Origin of the sequence: Methyloversatilis discipulorum (assembly GCF_000527135.1) — a bacterium.
Lineage (GTDB): Bacteria > Pseudomonadota > Gammaproteobacteria > Burkholderiales > Rhodocyclaceae > Methyloversatilis > Methyloversatilis discipulorum.
Genome location: NZ_AZUP01000001.1, coordinates 3,726,465 through 3,744,015, shown reverse-complemented (window position 1 = coordinate 3,744,015; position 17,551 = coordinate 3,726,465). Strand labels below are relative to the sequence as shown.

The 17,551-nt window shown below is 68.4% G+C and carries 15 protein-coding genes; 14 read left to right on the top strand and 1 reads right to left on the bottom strand.

Annotated features, from left to right (window positions below):
• Positions 1 to 6: 6 nt before the first annotated feature.
• Entirely contained in the window at positions 7 to 813 is an 807-nt protein-coding gene (locus tag METFAM1_RS0117510) for a tetratricopeptide repeat protein (RefSeq protein ID WP_232419800.1), read from the bottom strand.
• Positions 814 to 1,031: 218 nt separating this feature from the next.
• Here METFAM1_RS0117510 and METFAM1_RS0117505 point away from each other — a divergent pair, with 218 nt between their 5' ends.
• The 14 genes from METFAM1_RS0117505 (at position 1,032) to METFAM1_RS0117440 (ending at position 17,547) form a co-directional block, all read left to right on the top strand.
• Positions 1,032 to 2,495 carry a lipopolysaccharide biosynthesis protein gene (locus tag METFAM1_RS0117505; protein WP_019916767.1) on the top strand — a complete coding sequence of 488 codons (1,464 nt, stop codon included), beginning with the start codon at positions 1,032 to 1,034 and terminating at the stop codon, positions 2,493 to 2,495.
• On the top strand, positions 2,492 to 3,277 hold the full coding sequence (locus METFAM1_RS0117500; RefSeq protein ID WP_019916766.1) for a polysaccharide deacetylase family protein: 786 nt from the start codon (positions 2,492 to 2,494) through the stop codon (positions 3,275 to 3,277). Before METFAM1_RS0117505 ends, METFAM1_RS0117500 begins: the two co-directional genes overlap by 4 nt.
• A 6-nt stretch (positions 3,278 to 3,283) precedes the next feature.
• Entirely contained in the window at positions 3,284 to 4,834 is a 1,551-nt protein-coding gene (locus tag METFAM1_RS0117495; RefSeq protein ID WP_019916765.1) for an MBOAT family O-acyltransferase, read from the top strand.
• Positions 4,835 to 4,839: 5 nt separating this feature from the next.
• Entirely contained in the window at positions 4,840 to 5,904 is a 1,065-nt protein-coding gene (locus METFAM1_RS0117490) for a hypothetical protein (protein WP_019916764.1), read from the top strand.
• Positions 5,905 to 5,974: 70 nt separating this feature from the next.
• The gene (locus tag METFAM1_RS0117485; RefSeq protein WP_024300807.1) at positions 5,975 to 6,937 is read left to right on the top strand and encodes a glycosyltransferase family 2 protein; all 963 of its coding nucleotides are present in this window, start codon (positions 5,975 to 5,977) and stop codon (positions 6,935 to 6,937) included.
• On the top strand, positions 6,934 to 7,878 hold the full coding sequence (locus tag METFAM1_RS0117480; RefSeq protein ID WP_019916762.1) for a glycosyltransferase family 2 protein: 945 nt from the start codon (positions 6,934 to 6,936) through the stop codon (positions 7,876 to 7,878). Before METFAM1_RS0117485 ends, METFAM1_RS0117480 begins: the two co-directional genes overlap by 4 nt.
• Before the next feature lie 16 nt (positions 7,879 to 7,894).
• The gene (locus tag METFAM1_RS0117475) at positions 7,895 to 8,794 is read left to right on the top strand and encodes a glycosyltransferase family 2 protein (protein ID WP_019916760.1); all 900 of its coding nucleotides are present in this window, start codon (positions 7,895 to 7,897) and stop codon (positions 8,792 to 8,794) included.
• A gap of 10 nt (positions 8,795 to 8,804) precedes the next feature.
• Entirely contained in the window at positions 8,805 to 9,755 is a 951-nt protein-coding gene (locus tag METFAM1_RS0117470; protein ID WP_019916757.1) for a sulfotransferase family protein, read from the top strand.
• Entirely contained in the window at positions 9,752 to 10,645 is an 894-nt protein-coding gene (locus METFAM1_RS0117465; RefSeq protein WP_019916756.1) for a glycosyltransferase family 2 protein, read from the top strand. Before METFAM1_RS0117470 ends, METFAM1_RS0117465 begins: the two co-directional genes overlap by 4 nt.
• A gap of 7 nt (positions 10,646 to 10,652) precedes the next feature.
• Positions 10,653 to 11,504 carry a glycosyltransferase family 2 protein gene (locus METFAM1_RS0117460; protein WP_019916755.1) on the top strand — a complete coding sequence of 284 codons (852 nt, stop codon included), beginning with the start codon at positions 10,653 to 10,655 and terminating at the stop codon, positions 11,502 to 11,504.
• Positions 11,501 to 13,126 carry an asparagine synthetase B family protein gene (locus METFAM1_RS0117455; protein ID WP_019916754.1) on the top strand — a complete coding sequence of 542 codons (1,626 nt, stop codon included), beginning with the start codon at positions 11,501 to 11,503 and terminating at the stop codon, positions 13,124 to 13,126. Before METFAM1_RS0117460 ends, METFAM1_RS0117455 begins: the two co-directional genes overlap by 4 nt.
• 99 nt (positions 13,127 to 13,225) lie before the next feature.
• Entirely contained in the window at positions 13,226 to 14,452 is a 1,227-nt protein-coding gene (locus METFAM1_RS0117450; protein WP_019916751.1) for a glycosyltransferase family 4 protein, read from the top strand.
• A 55-nt stretch (positions 14,453 to 14,507) separates the two neighbouring features.
• The gene (locus METFAM1_RS0117445) at positions 14,508 to 16,376 is read left to right on the top strand and encodes an asparagine synthetase B family protein (protein WP_019916748.1); all 1,869 of its coding nucleotides are present in this window, start codon (positions 14,508 to 14,510) and stop codon (positions 16,374 to 16,376) included.
• The gene (locus METFAM1_RS0117440; protein WP_019916746.1) at positions 16,357 to 17,547 is read left to right on the top strand and encodes a glycosyltransferase family 4 protein; all 1,191 of its coding nucleotides are present in this window, start codon (positions 16,357 to 16,359) and stop codon (positions 17,545 to 17,547) included. Before METFAM1_RS0117445 ends, METFAM1_RS0117440 begins: the two co-directional genes overlap by 20 nt.
• Positions 17,548 to 17,551 lie beyond the last annotated feature (4 nt).

Sequence of the window (17,551 nt, the reverse complement as noted above, 5' to 3'; positions counted from 1 at the left end):
GAACGCTTACTCGGCCGCTGCGGGCGCGGGCTCAGCCGCGGGAGCGTTCGTCGCGCCCGGCTCTGCTGCGGGCGCGGACTCGGCGGCCGACGCCGCTTCCGGAGCCGCTGCGCCCTCGGCGGCCGGCGGAGCTTCCGCCGGCTTGGGCTTGGGAACGGGCACCACCTCGATCGCCGCCGGCTTGATTCCGGCCGCACGCATCTCGGCGACGCGCAGGTCTATCTTCTTGTTCTCACCGCAGTACTCACTCGCCTGCAGGAGCACCGACAGCGCATCCGCCTTCTTGCCCGCCTGGTAGTACATGTCGCTCATCGCGACCCAGGCGTCGACCAGCTTGGGATTGAGCTTGAGCGCCTCGTAGAACTTCTGCCGTGCAATGTCGTACTCCCCGCGGAGCTGGTGGCCGCGGCCGAGATTCACGTAGGCGTCCGGTCGCAGATAGAAGGTTCTTTCCGTGCTGTCGATGATGTAGTTGAAGTTGCCGACCACCGCATTGGCCATGAACTCGCGCTGCTGCTTGTTGTTCAGATTGGCGTAAGCCAGATTCAGCGCCTTCAGCCCGAAACAGAAGTGGTGGATGTGCAGGTAGTTCTTGGGCCCCAGCCGCTGGGTCCAGTAATCCACCAGTTCCTTCGGCTCGCGTTCAATGCGTGCGCGACAGAACGGCGGATACAGCGCAAAGTCCTGCTCCGTCCAGTTGGTGGTCTCATTTCTGCGCGCTGAGACATCTGCGGCGAACACGAACAGCGGGAGCATCCAGACAAGGTGCCGCCAGCGACGGGAGTTTGGGGATCGCAGGATCGACGGAAGCATGCGAGGTCTCTCCGGTGGGTCACAAGGTCGTCCAGTAGACCACGCGAAGCGTGGCGCGAACAGCGACGCAGCTAACGCTTGGCTTCAGACCGGCAACACTGGCCTGCGCCACGGCGTGACAGGGTGTGCAAGGTATCGGCCCCGTCTGATGCGATACTTTCGCGCTCACTCCCGCCGCCGAGGCGGATCTTCCGGAACCAGCCCCTTCATTCGCCCGCATGGCCGCCAGTCACAGCTTCAGACACAGCGTCGGTTGGCTCTTCCTGGGCAACACCAGCATCCAGATACTCACCTTCGCCTTCGGCATCGTACTGGCGCGCCTGCTCGCGCCGGCCGAATTCGGCATGCTGGTGACGATACAGGTGTTTACCGGCCTGGCCGGCTTCGTGTCCGGCGGCGGCATGGGTCAGGCGCTGGTGCGCGCCAAGGACGCGACGAAACACGACTACGACGTGGTGTTCACGCTGCAGCTGCTGATCGGCATCGCCATCTACGCGGTGTTCTTCTGCGCCGCGCCCTGGTTCGCCCGCTGGTACGACACGCCCTTGTACGAACAGCTGCTGCGCGTGTCGGCCCTCACCTTCATCACGCGCCCGCTGGTCAATCTGCCGAACAGCATCCTGCACCGGGAGATGCGCTTCAAGGCACAGACGGTCGCCCGCGTCCTCACGCTGTTCGTGGCCAGCGGTACCAGCATCGGGCTGGCCTTTGCCGGCTGGAGTGTGTGGAGTCTGGTGCTCGGCGGGCTCGCTGGCTCCTTCACCAACGCGCTGGCGCTGTCGCTGATCGCGCGCTGGCGGCCGGGTCTGAGCTTCGAGTTCGCACGCGGCCGGGAGCTGGCGCGCTACGGTTTTCTGGTGTCGGTGAATGACATCGTGGTCTACCTGCGCAACCAGGCGTCGAACTTCGTGCTCGGCCGCACGCTGGGCATGAGCGCGGTCGGTCTGTTCAACAAGTCCGACAGCCTGGTGCGCATGCCCAATATGTTCATCGTCGGCTCGGTCTATCAGGTGCTGTTCCGCGCGCTGGCGCGGGAGCAGCACGACGACGCGAAGTCGCGTCACATGTTCCTGCACAGCATCCGGCTGGTCGCCGTGTACGCGGCGCCGTTCTATGTGCTGCTGCATCTGCTGTCGGCACCGATGATGAACGTGCTGTACGGCGCGCGCTGGATCGAAGCCGCCGGGCCGCTGTCGCTGCTGGCCATCGCCAGCCCCTTCCTGATGATCGCCAATCTGTGCGGGGCGGTACTGGCCGCGCGCAACTGGCTTCATCGCGAACTGAAGGTGCAGATCGCACTGCTGCTGCTGACCGGCGGCGCGACACTGGCCGGCCTCGAGTACGGACTGAACGGCGTCGCGGCAGCGCTGATCCTGGTCGCCGTCTATAACGCCGCGCATATGTACTGGCTGGCGTCGCGCTGCCTCGGCACCCGCTGGCGCGAACTGTTCGGCGCGCTGACGCCGGCGCTGCTGCTGGCCGCAGTGATGGTCGCCGTCGCACTGCCGCTCGAGCACTACGCGCGGAACCTGCCGGAACTGCTGCACCTGATCGTCGTCGGCGGCTGCAGTGCAGCCGTCTACGGCTTGTGCTTTCTCTTCCTGCCGATCGGAGCGCTTGCCGGCGAGCAGCAGAAGTGGAAGGCGAAGATTCCCTTCCTGCGTTCGGAGCCGCGCAAATGAGCGATCCGGTCTCGCGCCTGCTGCTGCGCCGGGCCGGCGGGCACGGCCCGGTGATGCTGATGTACCACTCGGTGGCTGCCGGCACCGCGCGCCCGGACTGGCCATGGGCGATTTCGATGCAGCAGTTCCGTGCGCAGATGGACATCCTGCAGGCCGGTGGCTGGGCCACGCCCAGCATGGGCGAACTGCTGGCCGAGCCATCGCGCTGGCAGGGCCGGGTGGCGGTGATCACCTTCGACGACGGCTACGCCGACAATCTGGCCGCCTTCGACCTGCTGCGCGAACGACAGATGCGTGCCACCTGCTTCGTCGTGACCGGCTCGATCGGCGAAGCGCCCCGCTGGAGCTCGAAGAACCGGCCGCCGCTGACGCTGCTCGACCGCCCGCAATTGCGTGCCCTCGCGGAATCGGGCATCGAGATCGGCTCGCACACGGTGAACCACCTGCGCCTGCCCGCACTCGACGACGGCGCATTGGTCAGCGAGCTGCGCGATTCGCGCGCAGCGCTGGAAGACATCACCGGTACGCCGGTGCACAGCTTCGCCTACCCCTACGGCGCCTGGGACGCACGCTGTGCCGCGGCCGTACGCGACGCGGGTTACGCCGGCGCCTGCACCACGCGCACCGGCTGGGCGCTGCGCGATGGAGATCCGTTCAGCCTGCGCCGCCTGACGGTTTACAACTCGGACAACAGCGGCAGCTTCATGCGCAAGCTGGCGGCCGGCACCAACGACGTGGGCTGGTCGGCGACACTGCGCCGGCTTCTGCTCGGAAGAGGCTGAGCCGGGATGCTGTTCAACTCGTGGGAATTCCTGCTCGGCTTCCTGCCGCTCACCTTTGCCGGCTTCTTCCTGCTGGCACGCGTCGGCCGCGCAATCGCCGCCGGCTGGCTGTTCATCGCCTCGCTCGCCTTCTACGGCTGGTGGGAACCGATACACGTCCTGCTGCTGCTCGCCTCGATCGCCTTCAATTTCACTGTCGGTTCGGCCATCTCTTCGGCGCATGCGGCCGGCGCGACGGCACGCGCAAAGCGTCTGCTTTGGCTGGGCATCGCCGCCGACCTGGCGCTGCTGGGCTGGTTCAAGTACGCGAACTTCGTCGTGAACAGCGCGAATGCGGTCGGCGACTTCGGCTGGCAGCTCGAACACATCGTGCTGCCACTGGGCGTCTCCTTCTTCACCTTCACCCAGATCGCCTTCCTGGTCGACGCCTTCCGCGGCGAGGTGAAGGAACGCAACCCGGTGCATTACGGCCTGTTCGTGACCTGGTTTCCTCACCTGATCGCCGGGCCGGTGCTGCATCACAAGGAAATGATGCCGCAGTTCGCCGCCGCGGCGACCTACCGCTTCAGCTGGGAAAACATCGCCGTCGGCGGCACGATGTTCGTCATCGGGCTGTTCAAGAAGGTGGTGCTGGCCGACGGCGTGGCGGTGTACGTGGCACCGGTTTTCTCGGCCGCCGGCAATGGCGTGCAGCCGGGCGTCATCGAAGCCTGGTGCGGTGCGCTCGCCTACACGCTGCAGCTCTACTTCGACTTTTCCGGCTACTCGGACATGGCGATCGGCCTGTCGCGCATGTTCGGCGTGCGCCTGCCGCTGAACTTCGATTCGCCCTACAAGGCAGCCAACATGATCGAGTTCTGGCGGCGCTGGCACATGACCTTGTCGCGCTTCCTGCGCGATTACCTGTACTTCGCACTGGGCGGCAACCGGCGCGGCCCGCTGCGCCGCTACATCAACCTGCTGCTCACCATGGTGCTGGGCGGTCTGTGGCATGGCGCCGGCTGGACCTTCGTCGTCTGGGGTGCGCTGCACGGGGCCTATCTGTGCATGAACCACGGCTGGCGCACGCTGCGTGCGCGCATCCTTGCTCGCCCGGCCGGCAGCGCCGAGCGTTTAGCCGGCGCGGCGCTCACCTTCGTCGCCGTGGTGCTGGCCTGGGTGTTCTTCCGCGCCAGCGACTTCGACACCGCCTGGCGGCTGATCGACGCGATGCGCGGCGACGCTGCCTTGCAGGTACCGGCGAACTGGCCGCTGGCCTGGCAGCTGACCGCCGCGCTGAACGCCCTCGGCCTGAACGCGACACAGGGCGTACCGGTCACCGCCTTCGATCCGTCCGGTCACGCACCGTTCTGGATCGCTGGCCTGCTCGCCATCGTCTGGCTGGCACCGAATTCGCAGCAGATCATGGCGCGCTTCGAGCCCGCGCTCGAACGGGCACAGGCGTCGCGGCTGGCCTGGCGACCAACCCGGCTGACCGCGATCGGCGCCGGCTGTGCCTTCGGCTTCGCGCTGCTGCATCTGAATCGCGTCAGCGAGTTTCTGTACTTCCAGTTCTGACGCGCATGAGCCGACCGGTCATTTCCTTCCGCCGCTACATGGCCCTGACGGCACTCAGCGCGGCGGCGGTCTGCGCCCTCGCCTTCGCCATCAATGCGGCGGTCGATCCGCTGTGGCATTTTGGCGGCAACCGCTTCAGCGGCGTCAATCCGCACTTCAACGAGCGCCTGTCCAAGATCAACCTGCTGCAGCGCCGGTTGGCCGATTACGACTGCGTGATCTTCGGCAGCTCGCGCGGCACGCTGATGCCGGGTGACGCCTTCTCGCCGCACCGCTGCTTCAACCTGTCCTTCGCCAGCGGACAGATCGAGGAATTCGTCGCCTACGCCGACTACCTGCGCCACCTCGGCATGCGGCCGAAGCTCGTCGTGGTCGGTGTCGATGGCTTCAATTTCCTGCGCGACGGGCGCGACCCGCCGTCGATTCCGGATTTCGTCCGCGAACTGCGCGCGCCGCCCGGCGTGCTGGCCGACTACCTGTCGGCCGGCAGCCTCGCGCTGTCCTGGCAGGCGCTGACCCAGCCCGGCACGCCGCGCTATTACGACCGCAATTTCGACTGTGTCATCCGCGCCGACGCCCCGGCCTTCGACCCGGCGCGCTTTCGCAGCGCGGAAGGCCTGCAGCGCAACGACGCCCGGCGCCGCCAGTCGATTCCGTTCGACAGCGCCAACGCGCGCCTGTACGGCGAACTGGCGAGCCGCTTTCCGGACGCGCGTGTGCTTGCCTACGTGCCGCCGGTCAGCGCCTGGCGCATCGACGAAATGGAGCGCCACGGCCTGCTGGACGGCTATCTGGACGCGCTGTACGCGACCGCCCGGCACTTCCCGCGCCTGATCGACTTTTCGCTGCCCGGCGAACAGACGGCGCGCACCGACAACACCTACGACGGCTCGCACTACGCGGTGGCGGTGAACCGCGACATGGCCACACAACTGATGTCGGACGGGACGCCCGCCTGGGGCGTCGAGGTCACCGGCGCGGGCCGTGACGTATACCAGCGCGCCTACCGGCAAGCGCTGCTAGCATTCCGGGACGCCAAAGAGCTTCGCGCATCCGCCCACGCACCGTGACCGCCGCCGTCCGACCGTCCTTCGCCCCGTCCGCCCCCCTGCCGCCTCCAGCCCCGCGGAGCAGCGCAGCGTGACGCCTGCCATCTCCATCGTCATGCCGTGCTACAACGGCGCCGGTCACCTCGCGCAGAGCGTGGCGAGCGTGCAGGCCCAGACGCGTGGCGACTGGGAACTGATCATCGTCGACGACGGCTCGCGCGACGACTCCTGGCAGGTCATGCAGGCGCTGGCCGCCGCTGACCCGCGCATCGTGCCGCTGCAGCAGACGAACGCCGGTGCCGCCGCCGCGCGCAATACCGGTCTGGAGCAGGCACGCGGTCGCCTGCTGGCCTTTCTCGACTCGGACGACACCTGGCATCCGGAATTCCTCGAACGCATGTCGGCCGCGCTGGCCGGCCGCGAAGACGAAGCACTCGCCTACTGCGGCTGGCAGAACATCGGCGTCGGCCGCGAGGGCAGCCAGCCCTTCGTACCGCCCGACTACGAAACACCGGACAAGGTCGAAGCGCTGCTCGGCGGCTGCCGCTGGCCCATCCACGGCGCCATGCTCGGCATGGCGGCGATACGCCGCCACGGCGCCTTCGACACCGCGCTCAGTTCGTGCATGGATTACGACCTGTGGCTGCGGCTGGGTAGCGTGCTGCCACTGGTGCGTGTCCCCGAGGTGCTGGCCTTCTATCACTTCCACGATGGCGAGCAGATCACCAAGAACCGCTCGCGCATTGCTTTCAACCACCTGCGCGCGCAGCGCAAGTTTCTCGCCGGGAATCCTGACATTGCCGCCCGCCTGGGCCCGCAGAAGGTGCGGGACATCACCGACGGCGAACTGCTGCACCGCGCCTACACCAGCTACTGGAAGGGCGACCTGCTGACCGCGCGTCCGCTGTTCCGCGCCGTCATGAAGAGCGGCTACGGTGGCGCGAAGGACTGGCTCTACATGCTGCCCGCCCTGCTGCCGCTGCCGCTGCACCGCCTGTTGCTGAATACCCGGCGCCGCCCGAATGCGGCAGACACCCGGAGCAAGTCGTCATGATCAGTTTTGCCTTCTGTACCTACAACCGCTCGGACCGGCTCGAGGCACTGGTCGCCGCGATGCGCGCGCAGCAGTGTGCCGAGCCCTTCGAAATCCTGGTCATCAACAACAACAGCAGTGACGACACGCTGGCCGTGCTCGAGCGTCTGGCAGCCCAGCCGGGCGTACCGCTGCGCTACGTGACCGAATCGACCCAGGGTATCGTCCCGGCACGCAATCGCGGGCTGGCCGAAGCGATGGACAGCGACATCCTCATCTACATGGATGACGACGAACTGCCGCATCCAGGTCTGGTCGAGGCGGCGCGGCATGCGATACGCGAAGAAGGCGCCCAGTGCGCCGGCGGCCGGGTCGAGGTGAGCTTCGCGCCGGGCCAGCGCCCGCGCTGGCTGGAGAACAATCTGCTCGGTTTCCTCGCCGAAGTGAATCACGGCCCGGATGCATTCTGGATCAAGGACGACACGACGCCGGTATGGACCGCGAACGTCGCCTACGACATGCGCATCTTCCGCGAGGATCCGACCCTGCGCTTCGACAAGCGCTTCGACCGCGTCGGCAACGTGATAGGTGGCGGATCCGACGCGGTCATGTTCCGCGCCCTGCTTGAACGCAAGCTCAAGCTGCGCTATCGGCCGGACATGGTGGTCGACCATTTCGTCGAGACCTGGCGCCTGAAACGCAGCTACTTCCTGCGCCTGCATTACCGCGGCGGCCTGCGCTTCGGCGAACACCGGATGGAACGCGCCTCGAAGGAACTGTTCGGGGTACCGCCCTTCCTGCTGCGGCAGCTGCTGTCGCACACGGCACGCTGGCTGCGCATGTGGGTGACCGCTCAACCCGGCGCGTTGCGCCAGGGCATGAATGCGGCGCACACCTTCGGCATGCTGCGCGGCTACCGCCGGCGCGGCCGCAGCGGCGCGCCGCAAGGCAGCGCCGCCTGAGGCTTCGCGCTGCGCAATGCCGTCACTGACCATACTGATCTGCACGCATAACCGCCGCGCGCTTTTGGCGAAGGCGCTGGCTTCGCTCGACGCAGCACGCCGGCCAGCGGGCTGGTCGGTGCGCATCATGGTCATGGCAAACGCCTGCAGCGACGACACACTGGACTGGCTGGAAACGCGCCAGCACGGCCTGCCACTGCTCGCCGACCACGAACCGACGCCCGGCAAATCGCATGCGCTGAACCGTGCGCTGTCACGCATCGACAGCGACTGCGTCACCTTCGTCGACGACGACCATCGCGTCGATGCGGGCTATATCGAGGCGGTGTGCGCGGCCTTCGACGGTCACCCGGAAGCCGCCCTGCTGTGCGGCCGCATCCTGCCCGACTGGGACGGCAGCGAGCCGGCATGGGCACGCGATACCGGGCCCTACCGCGTCTATCCGCTGCCGGTGCCGCGCTTCGATCTCGGCGATGACGGCATGGAAGTGCCGGTTGGCAAGGCCGTGCCCGGCGGCGGCAATCTGGCGGTGCGAACGGAATGGGCGACCCGCATCGGCCGCTTCTCGACCGAACTGGGCCCGCAGGGGCACGACCTCGGTGGCGCCGAGGACTTCGACTGGGTGACCCGCGGGCTCGCGATGGGCGCACGGCTCGTGTACGTACCCGACATGATCCAGTATCACTATGTCGACGGCGCGCGGCTGCGCACCGGCTACGTCGTGCGCAAGGCCTTCATCCGCTCGTCCTCGGTCGCCCACGTCGAGGGCATCCGGCCGGCCGCCTACATGCTGCGCAAGGCGCTGGGCTATTTCGGCGCGGTCGCGACCTCGCTGTCGGCCGATCGTCGCCGTCACTACCTCGTGCGCCTCGCGGCCTCGCTGGGCGAGCTGCACGGCGCACTGAAGAATCGCTGAACGGACCCCGATGCTGAACAAACTGGTCAAGCTGCGCGATCCGGACATTGTCGCCAAGAACCTCGTCGAACTGCAGCGCGACGCACGCGGCCTGTGGTGGGACCTGACCCGCCCGACGCCGCAGCCGCCGGTCTTCCTGGTCGGCTGTTCGCGCTCCGGCACCACGGTCACCTTCGAAACCATCGGTGCGTCGACACAGCTGGTGAACCTCGGATTCGAAATCCCGCAGTTCTGGAACGAGCTGTACGGCCCGCTCAACAACGGCTGGCATTCGGAAGCCGCTGGCGCCGAACACGCGAAGCCGGAACATCGCGACGCCGCGCTGCGCTTCTTCTACCGCCGGCTCGGCGGCGGCCGCGTGCTCGACAAGACCTGCATCAACGTGATGCGCATCGGCTACCTGCACGCGCTGTTCCCGGAAGCGAAGTTCGTGTTCATTCAGCGCGACGGCCGCGACAACATCAGTTCGATGATCGACGGCTGGCGCCTCGGCCGCACCGACGGCGACTTCCACCTGTCGCAGTTCCTCGGCGACTTCCCGGAGCCGGTGGCGATCAACGGCGGCGAGTACACCGACTGGGCCTTCTTCCTCGCGCCCGGCTGGCAGGCCTACAACCGCGCGCCGATCGAGGAGGTGTGCGCCTTCCAGTGGATCAGCGCCAACCAGCTCGCGCTCGACGCCGCCGCAGCGCTGCCGGCCAACCGCTGGATACACCTGCGCTACGAGGACCTGTTCGAGCGGCCGGTCGACATGTTCCGCGACGTCTATGCGCGGCTCGACCTCGAGTTCACGCCGGACATCGAACAGCGCTGCCGCACGCTGGACCAGCGCCCGACCAGCATCGTCAAGGGCAAGCCGGCGAAGGCGAAGTGGAAGCAGCAGAACCCGGAGCTGATCGAGCGCATCCTCGACCGCATCGCGCCGATGCAGACGCGCCTCGGTTACGACACCGACGCATGAGCACGCCGCGCGTCAGCATCGTCATGCCGGCGTACAACTGCGCCTGGTGCATAGACCGCGCGATCGATTCGGTACAGGCGCAGACCTTTACCGACTACGAACTGATCGTCGTCGACGACGGCAGCACCGATGAAACACCCACCCTGCTCACCCGCCGCGGCGACGCGCTGCGCGTCATCCGCCAGCCGAACGCCGGCATGTCGGCCGCGCGCAATACCGGCATCGCCGCCGCCCGCGGGGACTACATCGCCTTTCTCGACAGCGACGACTGGTGGCGTCCGCACAAGCTCGCGCAACAGGTCGCGCTGCTCGACGCCGAACCCGACCTCGGCTTCTGCTCGCACGCCACCGAACTGCAGTCGCCGGAGGGCGTCAAGGTCGGCGAATGGGGCTGTCCGCCGGAAGCCGACAATCTGGTGGCGCGCATACTTGGCGGTCATTCTGCAGTCGCCGGCGGCGCGTCGTCGGTGATGGTCCGGCGCGCCCTGCTCGAGCGCGCTGGCGGTTTCGATGCGAGCCTGCGCGGCGCCGAGGATACCGACCAGTGGGTGCGCCTCGCCGCCGCCGGCCGCTACGCCTGTCTGCCCGATCTTCAGGTCGTGGTGACGCGCAATCCGGGCAGCGTCAGCCGTAACCGCGAGGCGATGCGCCGCGGCGCACTCGACTGTCTGGACAAGAACCGGCCGCTGTTGCCGCTGGCGCAACAATCCGCCTTCTGGCGCAGTTGCCGCGCCAGCGTGCTGGCCGACTACGCCAAGTGGCGCTACCGCGACGGTGAACGCGCGGCCGCGCTGCGCGATCTCGCACAGGCTTTCGCGCTGGCGCCGCTGGCGCGCGGCCGCCTCATCCTGTCATTGGCGCTGGCCATGCTGACCGGCCGCCCGGTCTGACGCAGCGATGCTGAGCGTCGTCATCCCGGCGCACAACGCGGCCCGCTGGATCGCCGACGCGATCGCGAGCGTGCAGGCTCAGCCGCTGTCTTTCGCCCCTGACATCATCGTCGTCGCCAACCACTGCAGCGACGACACCGCCGCCATTGCGCAGGCCGCCGGCGCGCGCGTCATCGACAGCCCGGCGCCCGGACCCGCCGCCGCGCGCAATGCCGGCGTCGCCGCGGGCCGCGGCGAATTCATCGCCTTCCTCGACGCCGACGACCTGTGGCCGGCCGACAGCCTGCCGGCGCGGCTCGCGCTGCTGGAGGCGACGCCCGATGCAGCGCTGGTATTCGGCGACTGCCGCCAGTTCGACGACGCTGGCGACGGCACGACTCGGCCGCACGCACGAACGCTGTTCGAGCAGGGCGGCCTGGGTGCGGACTTCTTCGGCGACGCCAATCGCGTCGTCGATCCGCTGGACAAGCTGCTCGACGCCGACTTCGTCACCACCGGCGGCGTCGTGATGCGTCGCAGCGCCTTCGAAGCGCTCGGCGGTTTCGACACCTCGCTCGCGCTGGTCGAGGATCTCGACCTGTGGCTGCGCTGCGCAGCGCGTTTCCCGCTGCTGTGGCATCCGGGCCTGGCGCTGCTGCGCCGCCGTCATGACAGCAATCTGTCGCGCGACACCACGGCCATGCAGCGCGCCTACATCGACGTGCTTGACCGCCTCGCGCAATGGCCCCAGGCGCAGCACCTCGCGGCGCGCGTCGATGCGCTGCGCCGGCGCGAACTGCGCTCGCTGGCGCGGCAATCGCTGTCTGCCGGTCACCCGCTGAGCGCGCTGCGCCAGTGGCTCAGGGCGATATCGACATGAACGCGACGGCGCATGGACATTTCGATCCGCGCAGCGGCCAACTGACGCTGTCGCCGGAATGGTCCCGACCGCCTGCGGCAGCGGGCGATCTGCATCTCGCCGGCGAGCTGTTCCGCGGCGAAACGCTGAACGACCCGCTGCGTGACGGCGTCGCGCCGGACGCCGACGGCCGCTACGCGCTGGCCGCCTGCGACGGCGCACAACGCCGCCTGCTGCTGGCGCGCGACCCGGCCGGCTCGGTGTCGCTGTTCTGGCATCGCGACGCACAGGGCTGCCTGCACTTCGCCACCGGTCTCGACGCACTGCTCGCGCAGCTGCCGACCCGGCCCGGCACCTCGCCGCGCGGACTCGACGAATTCTTGCGCTTTCTCGACATCGCTGCACCGAACACGATTCATGACGGCGTCTACGCGCTCGAAGCCGGCGCCGCGCTGGTGTTCGACAGCAGTGGCGTGCGCGCGCTGCCGCATGCGGCAGCGCCGCCCTTGCCGACGGACTACGGCGCCGCCTGCGACGAAATCCATGACCGCCTGCTGGCCGCCATCGCGCGCCGCCTGGACGGCGCACGCGCACCAGCCGCCTTCCTCAGCGGCGGCGTCGATTCGGCCCTGCTGTGCGCACTGGCCCGGCACGGCGGTCACACGATCGAAGCGTGGTCGGTCGGCTTCGACGACGCGGCACTGGATGAATCCGCCACCGCGGCGCGCATCGCCGCCCACCTCGGCCTGCGCCACCATGTGCTGCGCCCCGACCTCGACGCGCTGGAAGCCGTGTTCGAGCGGGCGCACGCGCATGCCGAACAGCCCTACTGCGACCCGGCCGGCATGCCGACGCGGCTGCTGTACGAAGCGTGCGTGCAGCAGTCCGACCGCGCGCTCGACGGCACCGGCGCCGAAGCGTTGGCCGGACTGATGCCGGCGCGCTGGCGGCGCATCGCCCACGACCACGTGGCCCGCGTCCCGGCGCCGCTGCGCCGCGTCATCGCCGGCACCTTGCAGGCACTGCCGCTGCTCGGCGGCTACGCGCGGATGTTCCGCTTCGACGTGGCGCAGGACCTGTTCATCCGCTGGAACGGCTTCACCGCCACCGACATCGCCCGCCTGACCGGTCGCGCGGCCGACCTTTCGGCCACCCGCTTCTACCGCGAACACGCGGCGTTGGCCGGCAGTTCGCATCTGCAGCGCCTGTCGGTGCTGCAGGGCGAGGCGCAGCCGGACGACCGCATCCGTCAGGCCGCGCTGGCGACCGGACTGCGTGTCGAGCACCCGTTCGGCGCCGCCGACGTCAGCCGCCTGCTGCAGGCGATGCCGGAGGCGTGGAGTTGGCAGGCCGGACGCGAAAAGCGCCTGCTGCGCGACCTGCTGGCGCGGCACGTGCCGGAAGCCATCTGGGATACACCGAAACGCGGCTTCAATATCGACCTCGTCGCGCTGCTGCGCGGCCACGACCATCGCCTGGTGCAGCGCCATCTGGGCGACGCTGCCGCCATCGAACGAACCGGCCTCGATCCGGCCGAGGTGATCCGCTGGCGCGATCGCTTCATCGCCGGCGACACGAACGCGGCACACCGCGTATGGGGGCTGATCAACCTCGCGGCGTGGCGGGCGCGGCACGACAGCTGACCGGCCGAACATCCGGCAGTGCGGCATCTTCCCTCGTCGCTGGGGCGCAGGCTCGGCTACAGTAGGCGCCCATTACGCACCCGACCGCCTCCGGCCCGCATGAGCCTGCACAGCGCATCGAGCACACCGTCCCAGCAGGACCTCACGCCCGCCAGTCTGGCCGCGGCGCGGCCGCTGCGCGTGCTCATGTACTCGACCTATTTTCCGCCCGAGTTCAGCGGCGCTGCGCAGCAGGCGCTGATGCTGGCGCGGCAGTTGCGGAGACTCGGCCATCATGTCGAATTCGTGACGGTGCGCTGGCGCGATCTGCCTGAGCACGACACGGTGGATGGCTTTCCGGTCACCCGTCTGTATGCCGGGCGCGGCGTGAAGCATCGCGAACTGCGGCTGTGGGCCAATCTGTGTGCCTATGTGTGGCGACGCCGCCACGAGTTCGACGTGCTGCACAGCCACGGCGCCTATTACACGAATGCCATCGTCGGTCCGCTGGCACGCGCCGCCGGTCTGAAGTCCATCGTCAAGGCCAGCCTGGCCAACGACGACCTGCACGACATCGGCCGCACGCTGAGCGGCCGGCTGCACCGTGCGCTGCTGCGGCAGGTCGACGCCTGCGTCGCGATCAGCCGCGATCTGGTGCGCGAATTCAATGACTGCGGCCTGCCTGCCGAACGCATCCACTATCTGCCGAATGGCGTCGATACGGCGCTCTTTCATCCGGCGGACGCGGCCGACCGGCAGGCGCTGCGCACCGAACTCGGTCTGCCGGCCGACGTGCCGGTCGCGCTGTACGCAGGGGTGATGGACGCACGCAAGAATATCGAGTGGCTGGCCACGCAGTGGGTGCAGCAGGACGCCTTCGGCACCTGCGCCCTGCTGGTCGCCGTCGGCCCGCAGAGTCGCGAAGATCCGAACGGCGAACTGATCGCCCGCCTGAACGCACTCGGCAGGCAGGCGCCACAGCGCTTCATGCTGCGGCCGCGCAGTGCCGACGTCGAGCGCTATCTGCGCGCGGCCGACCTGCTGGTGCTGCCCTCGCACCGCGAAGGCCTGCCCAACGTGGTGCTGGAAGCGATGGCCAGCGGCCTGCCCTGCGTCGCCGCGGATGTCAGCGGCACCCGCGATCTGGTGCAGCACGGCCGCACCGGTTACACCTATTCGCCGGACGATCCGCAGGCGCTGGCACTGGCCGTCTGCAGCGGCCTGTCACCGGCCGGTCGCGCCTTGGGCGAGAACGGCCGGCGCATCGCCGAAGAGCAGTTCTCGCTGCACAGCGTCGCGCAGGGATACAGCAGGCTGTACGACCGCCTGGTTGGAGCACACCGATGAAGACGTACCGCGAAGGTGACACCGGCGAGTACGTCCGCACTGAAAGGGAAGAACGATGAGCAAGATCTGTGGCTGGCTCGACGGCCCGAATCCTCCCAATGCACCGCTCGACGATCGCACCGGGCTGATCGGCAGCATGGCCGAGCGCCTTGGCGGCCTGTCCGATGCGGGCGTGCAGTTCCGTCTCGGAGGCCGCGCCGCGGTGGCGGTACGCGCCCGTCCCGGCGATACGGAAGTGTGCAAGGACGGCGACCTGCTGCTGGCACTGGCCGGCAAGCCGTCGTGGGCGGACGCCGACCTGGCCGCGCGCGCCGCGCACACCGGCATGGCGCAGTCGCTGCTGCAGGCCTGGCGCGAGCGCGGCCCGGCATTGCTCGAATCGCTGCGCGGACGCTTCTCGCTCGCCGTGGTCGACGGCGCACGGCACGAAGCACTGCTCGCCATCGATCGCGTCGGCGCGCAGGAGCTGTGCTACGCGCTGCGCGGCAGCACACTGGTGTTCGGTGCAACGACCGACGCGGTGACCGCGCATCCCGCGGTGCGCCCGGCGATCGATCCGCAGTCGCTGTACGACTACCTCTACTGCCACATGGTGCCAGCGCCGGCCACCATCTACCGCGACGTGTTCAAGCTGCTGCCGGCGCAATACGTGCACCTGCGCGACGGCGCACTGCGCACCGGCTTCTACTGGAGCATGCCCTACGCCGACGATACGCCCGACGACTATGCCCGCTACGCGGCGCAGTTCCGCGAACTGCTCGAATCGTCGGTGCGCGACGCGACCACCCGTGACAGCGTCGGCGCCTTCCTCAGCGGCGGCACCGACAGCTCGACCGTCGCCGGCATGATGGCCCGTGTCGCTGGTCGCGGCCCCGACACCTATTCCATCGGCTTCGACGCCGACGGCTTCGACGAGATGGAGTTCGCGCGCATCGCGGCCGGTCATTTCGGCTGCACCGCGCACGAGTATTACGTCACCCCGGCCGACGTTGCCGAGGCGATCCCGAAGATCGCAGCCATCTACGACGAGCCCTTCGGCAACGCTTCGGCGGTGCCGACCTACTTCTGCGCCCGCATGGCGCGCGCCGACGGCCGGACGCTGATGCTGGCCGGCGACGGCGGCGACGAGATCTTCGGCGGCAATGCGCGCTATGCCGATCAGGAAGTGTTCGAGCGCTACGGCCGTGTGCCGGCGCCGCTGCGCGCGATACTGAATGGCGTGCTCGGTCACCTGCCTGACGCGCTGGCGGTGGGCGTGCTACGCAAGGGCCGCAACTACGTGCAGCGCGCGAGCATTCCGCTGCCGGACCGGATGGAAGTGTTCAACCACGTCGAACGCGAGGGCGCGTCGCGCATCCTGCCCGAGCGGCTGCTGCGCGGCATCGACCCGGACCACCCGCGCGCGATCGCGCGCGAGGTATACGGCCGCACGCGATCAAACGCGATGGTCAATCGCATGATGCATCTGGACCTGAAGCAGACGCTGGCCGACAGCGACCTGCGCAAGGTGTCGCGCATGTGCGAACTGGCCGACATCGAGGTGCATTACCCGCTGCTCGACGAGCGGCTGATGGACTTCTCGGCCATGCTGCCGGCCGACTACAAGGTGCGCGATGGTCAGCTGCGCTGGTTCTTCAAGGACGCACTGAAGGACTTCCTGCCGCAGGCGACGATCACCAAATCGAAGCACGGCTTCGGCCTGCCCTTCGGCCTGTGGATGCAACAGGACCCGCAACTGAGCCGCATGGCACACGACGCACTGGACGCGCTGGCGCAGCGCGGCGTCGTGCAGCCCGCCTTCGTCAAACATCTGCTGGAGCGCCACCGCAGCGAGCACGCCTCCTACTATGGCGTGATGATCTGGGTGCTGATGATGCTCGAACACTGGCTGGCCGCGCATCCGAATGCGCGACTGGACGGGTGAGGCGATGAACGCGCCCGACGCCCGCTTTCTGGTCATCACCGAACTGTTCCAGCCCACCAAGGGCGGGACCGCCGTGTGGTTCGACGAGGTGTACCGCCGCATGGGCGGCGCCGGCACGCACATCCTGACCGCCGACGTACCGGGTGCCGAAGAGCACGACCGTGCCAGCCCGAACACCATCCATCGCCTCGGGCTCAAGCGCTATCCATGGCTACGGCCGGAATCGCTGCCGGTCTATCTCGAATTCTTCGTGAAGACGCTCAGCGTGGGCTGGCGCCATCCGGTCACGCAGATCCACGCCGGCCGCGTGCTGCCCGAAGGTCTGGTCGCCGTGCGTGCAGGCAGATTGCTGCGCCTGCCGGTCGTCATCTACGCACACGGCGAGGAAATCACCACCTGGCGTCAGCCGCGCCGGGTCAAGGCGATGCGCGAGGCCTACTGCGGCGCCCAGCTGGTGATCGCCAACAGCGAATTCACGCGCGGCCTGTTGCTCGACATGGGTGTGCAGCCGGAACGCGTGGTCATCATCAACCCGGGCGTGGACACCGAGCGCTTCCGCCCGGGGCTGGATGGCTCGAAGCTGCGCGCCTCGCTCGGCCTGAAGCCCGACGCCAAGCTCATCCTGTCGGTCGGCCGGCTGTCGCGGCGCAAGGGTTTCGACTACGTGATGCAGTCGGTGCCGGAACTGGTGCGCCGCGGACTGGATGTGCATCACGCGGTGATCGGCAAGGGCGAGGACGCCGAATACCTGGCCGGCATCCGTGCCGCATCGGCAATGCCGGAACGCATCCACCTGCTCGGCGGTGTCAGTGCCGAAGACCTGCCCCTGTGGTACGCGGCGAGCGATCTGTTCGCGATGCCCAACCGCGACATCGGCGCCGACACTGAAGGTTTCGGCATGGTCTATATCGAGGCGGCGGCCTGCGGCCGGACCTCGCTGACCGGCATGGCCGGCGGCACCGGCTCGGCCGTGCTCGACGGCGAAACCGGCCTGCGCTGCGACGGCAATTCATTGCCCGCGGTGACCGAGGCGCTGTTCAGGCTGCTCGACCCGACGACTGGCTTCGGCACCGCCTGCGCTGCCCGCGCCGAAACGCGGGCGCATCGGGATTTCTCGTGGGCGGCGGTGATGCAACAGACGGTCGAACACACGCGCGACCTGAAACGCTGATACC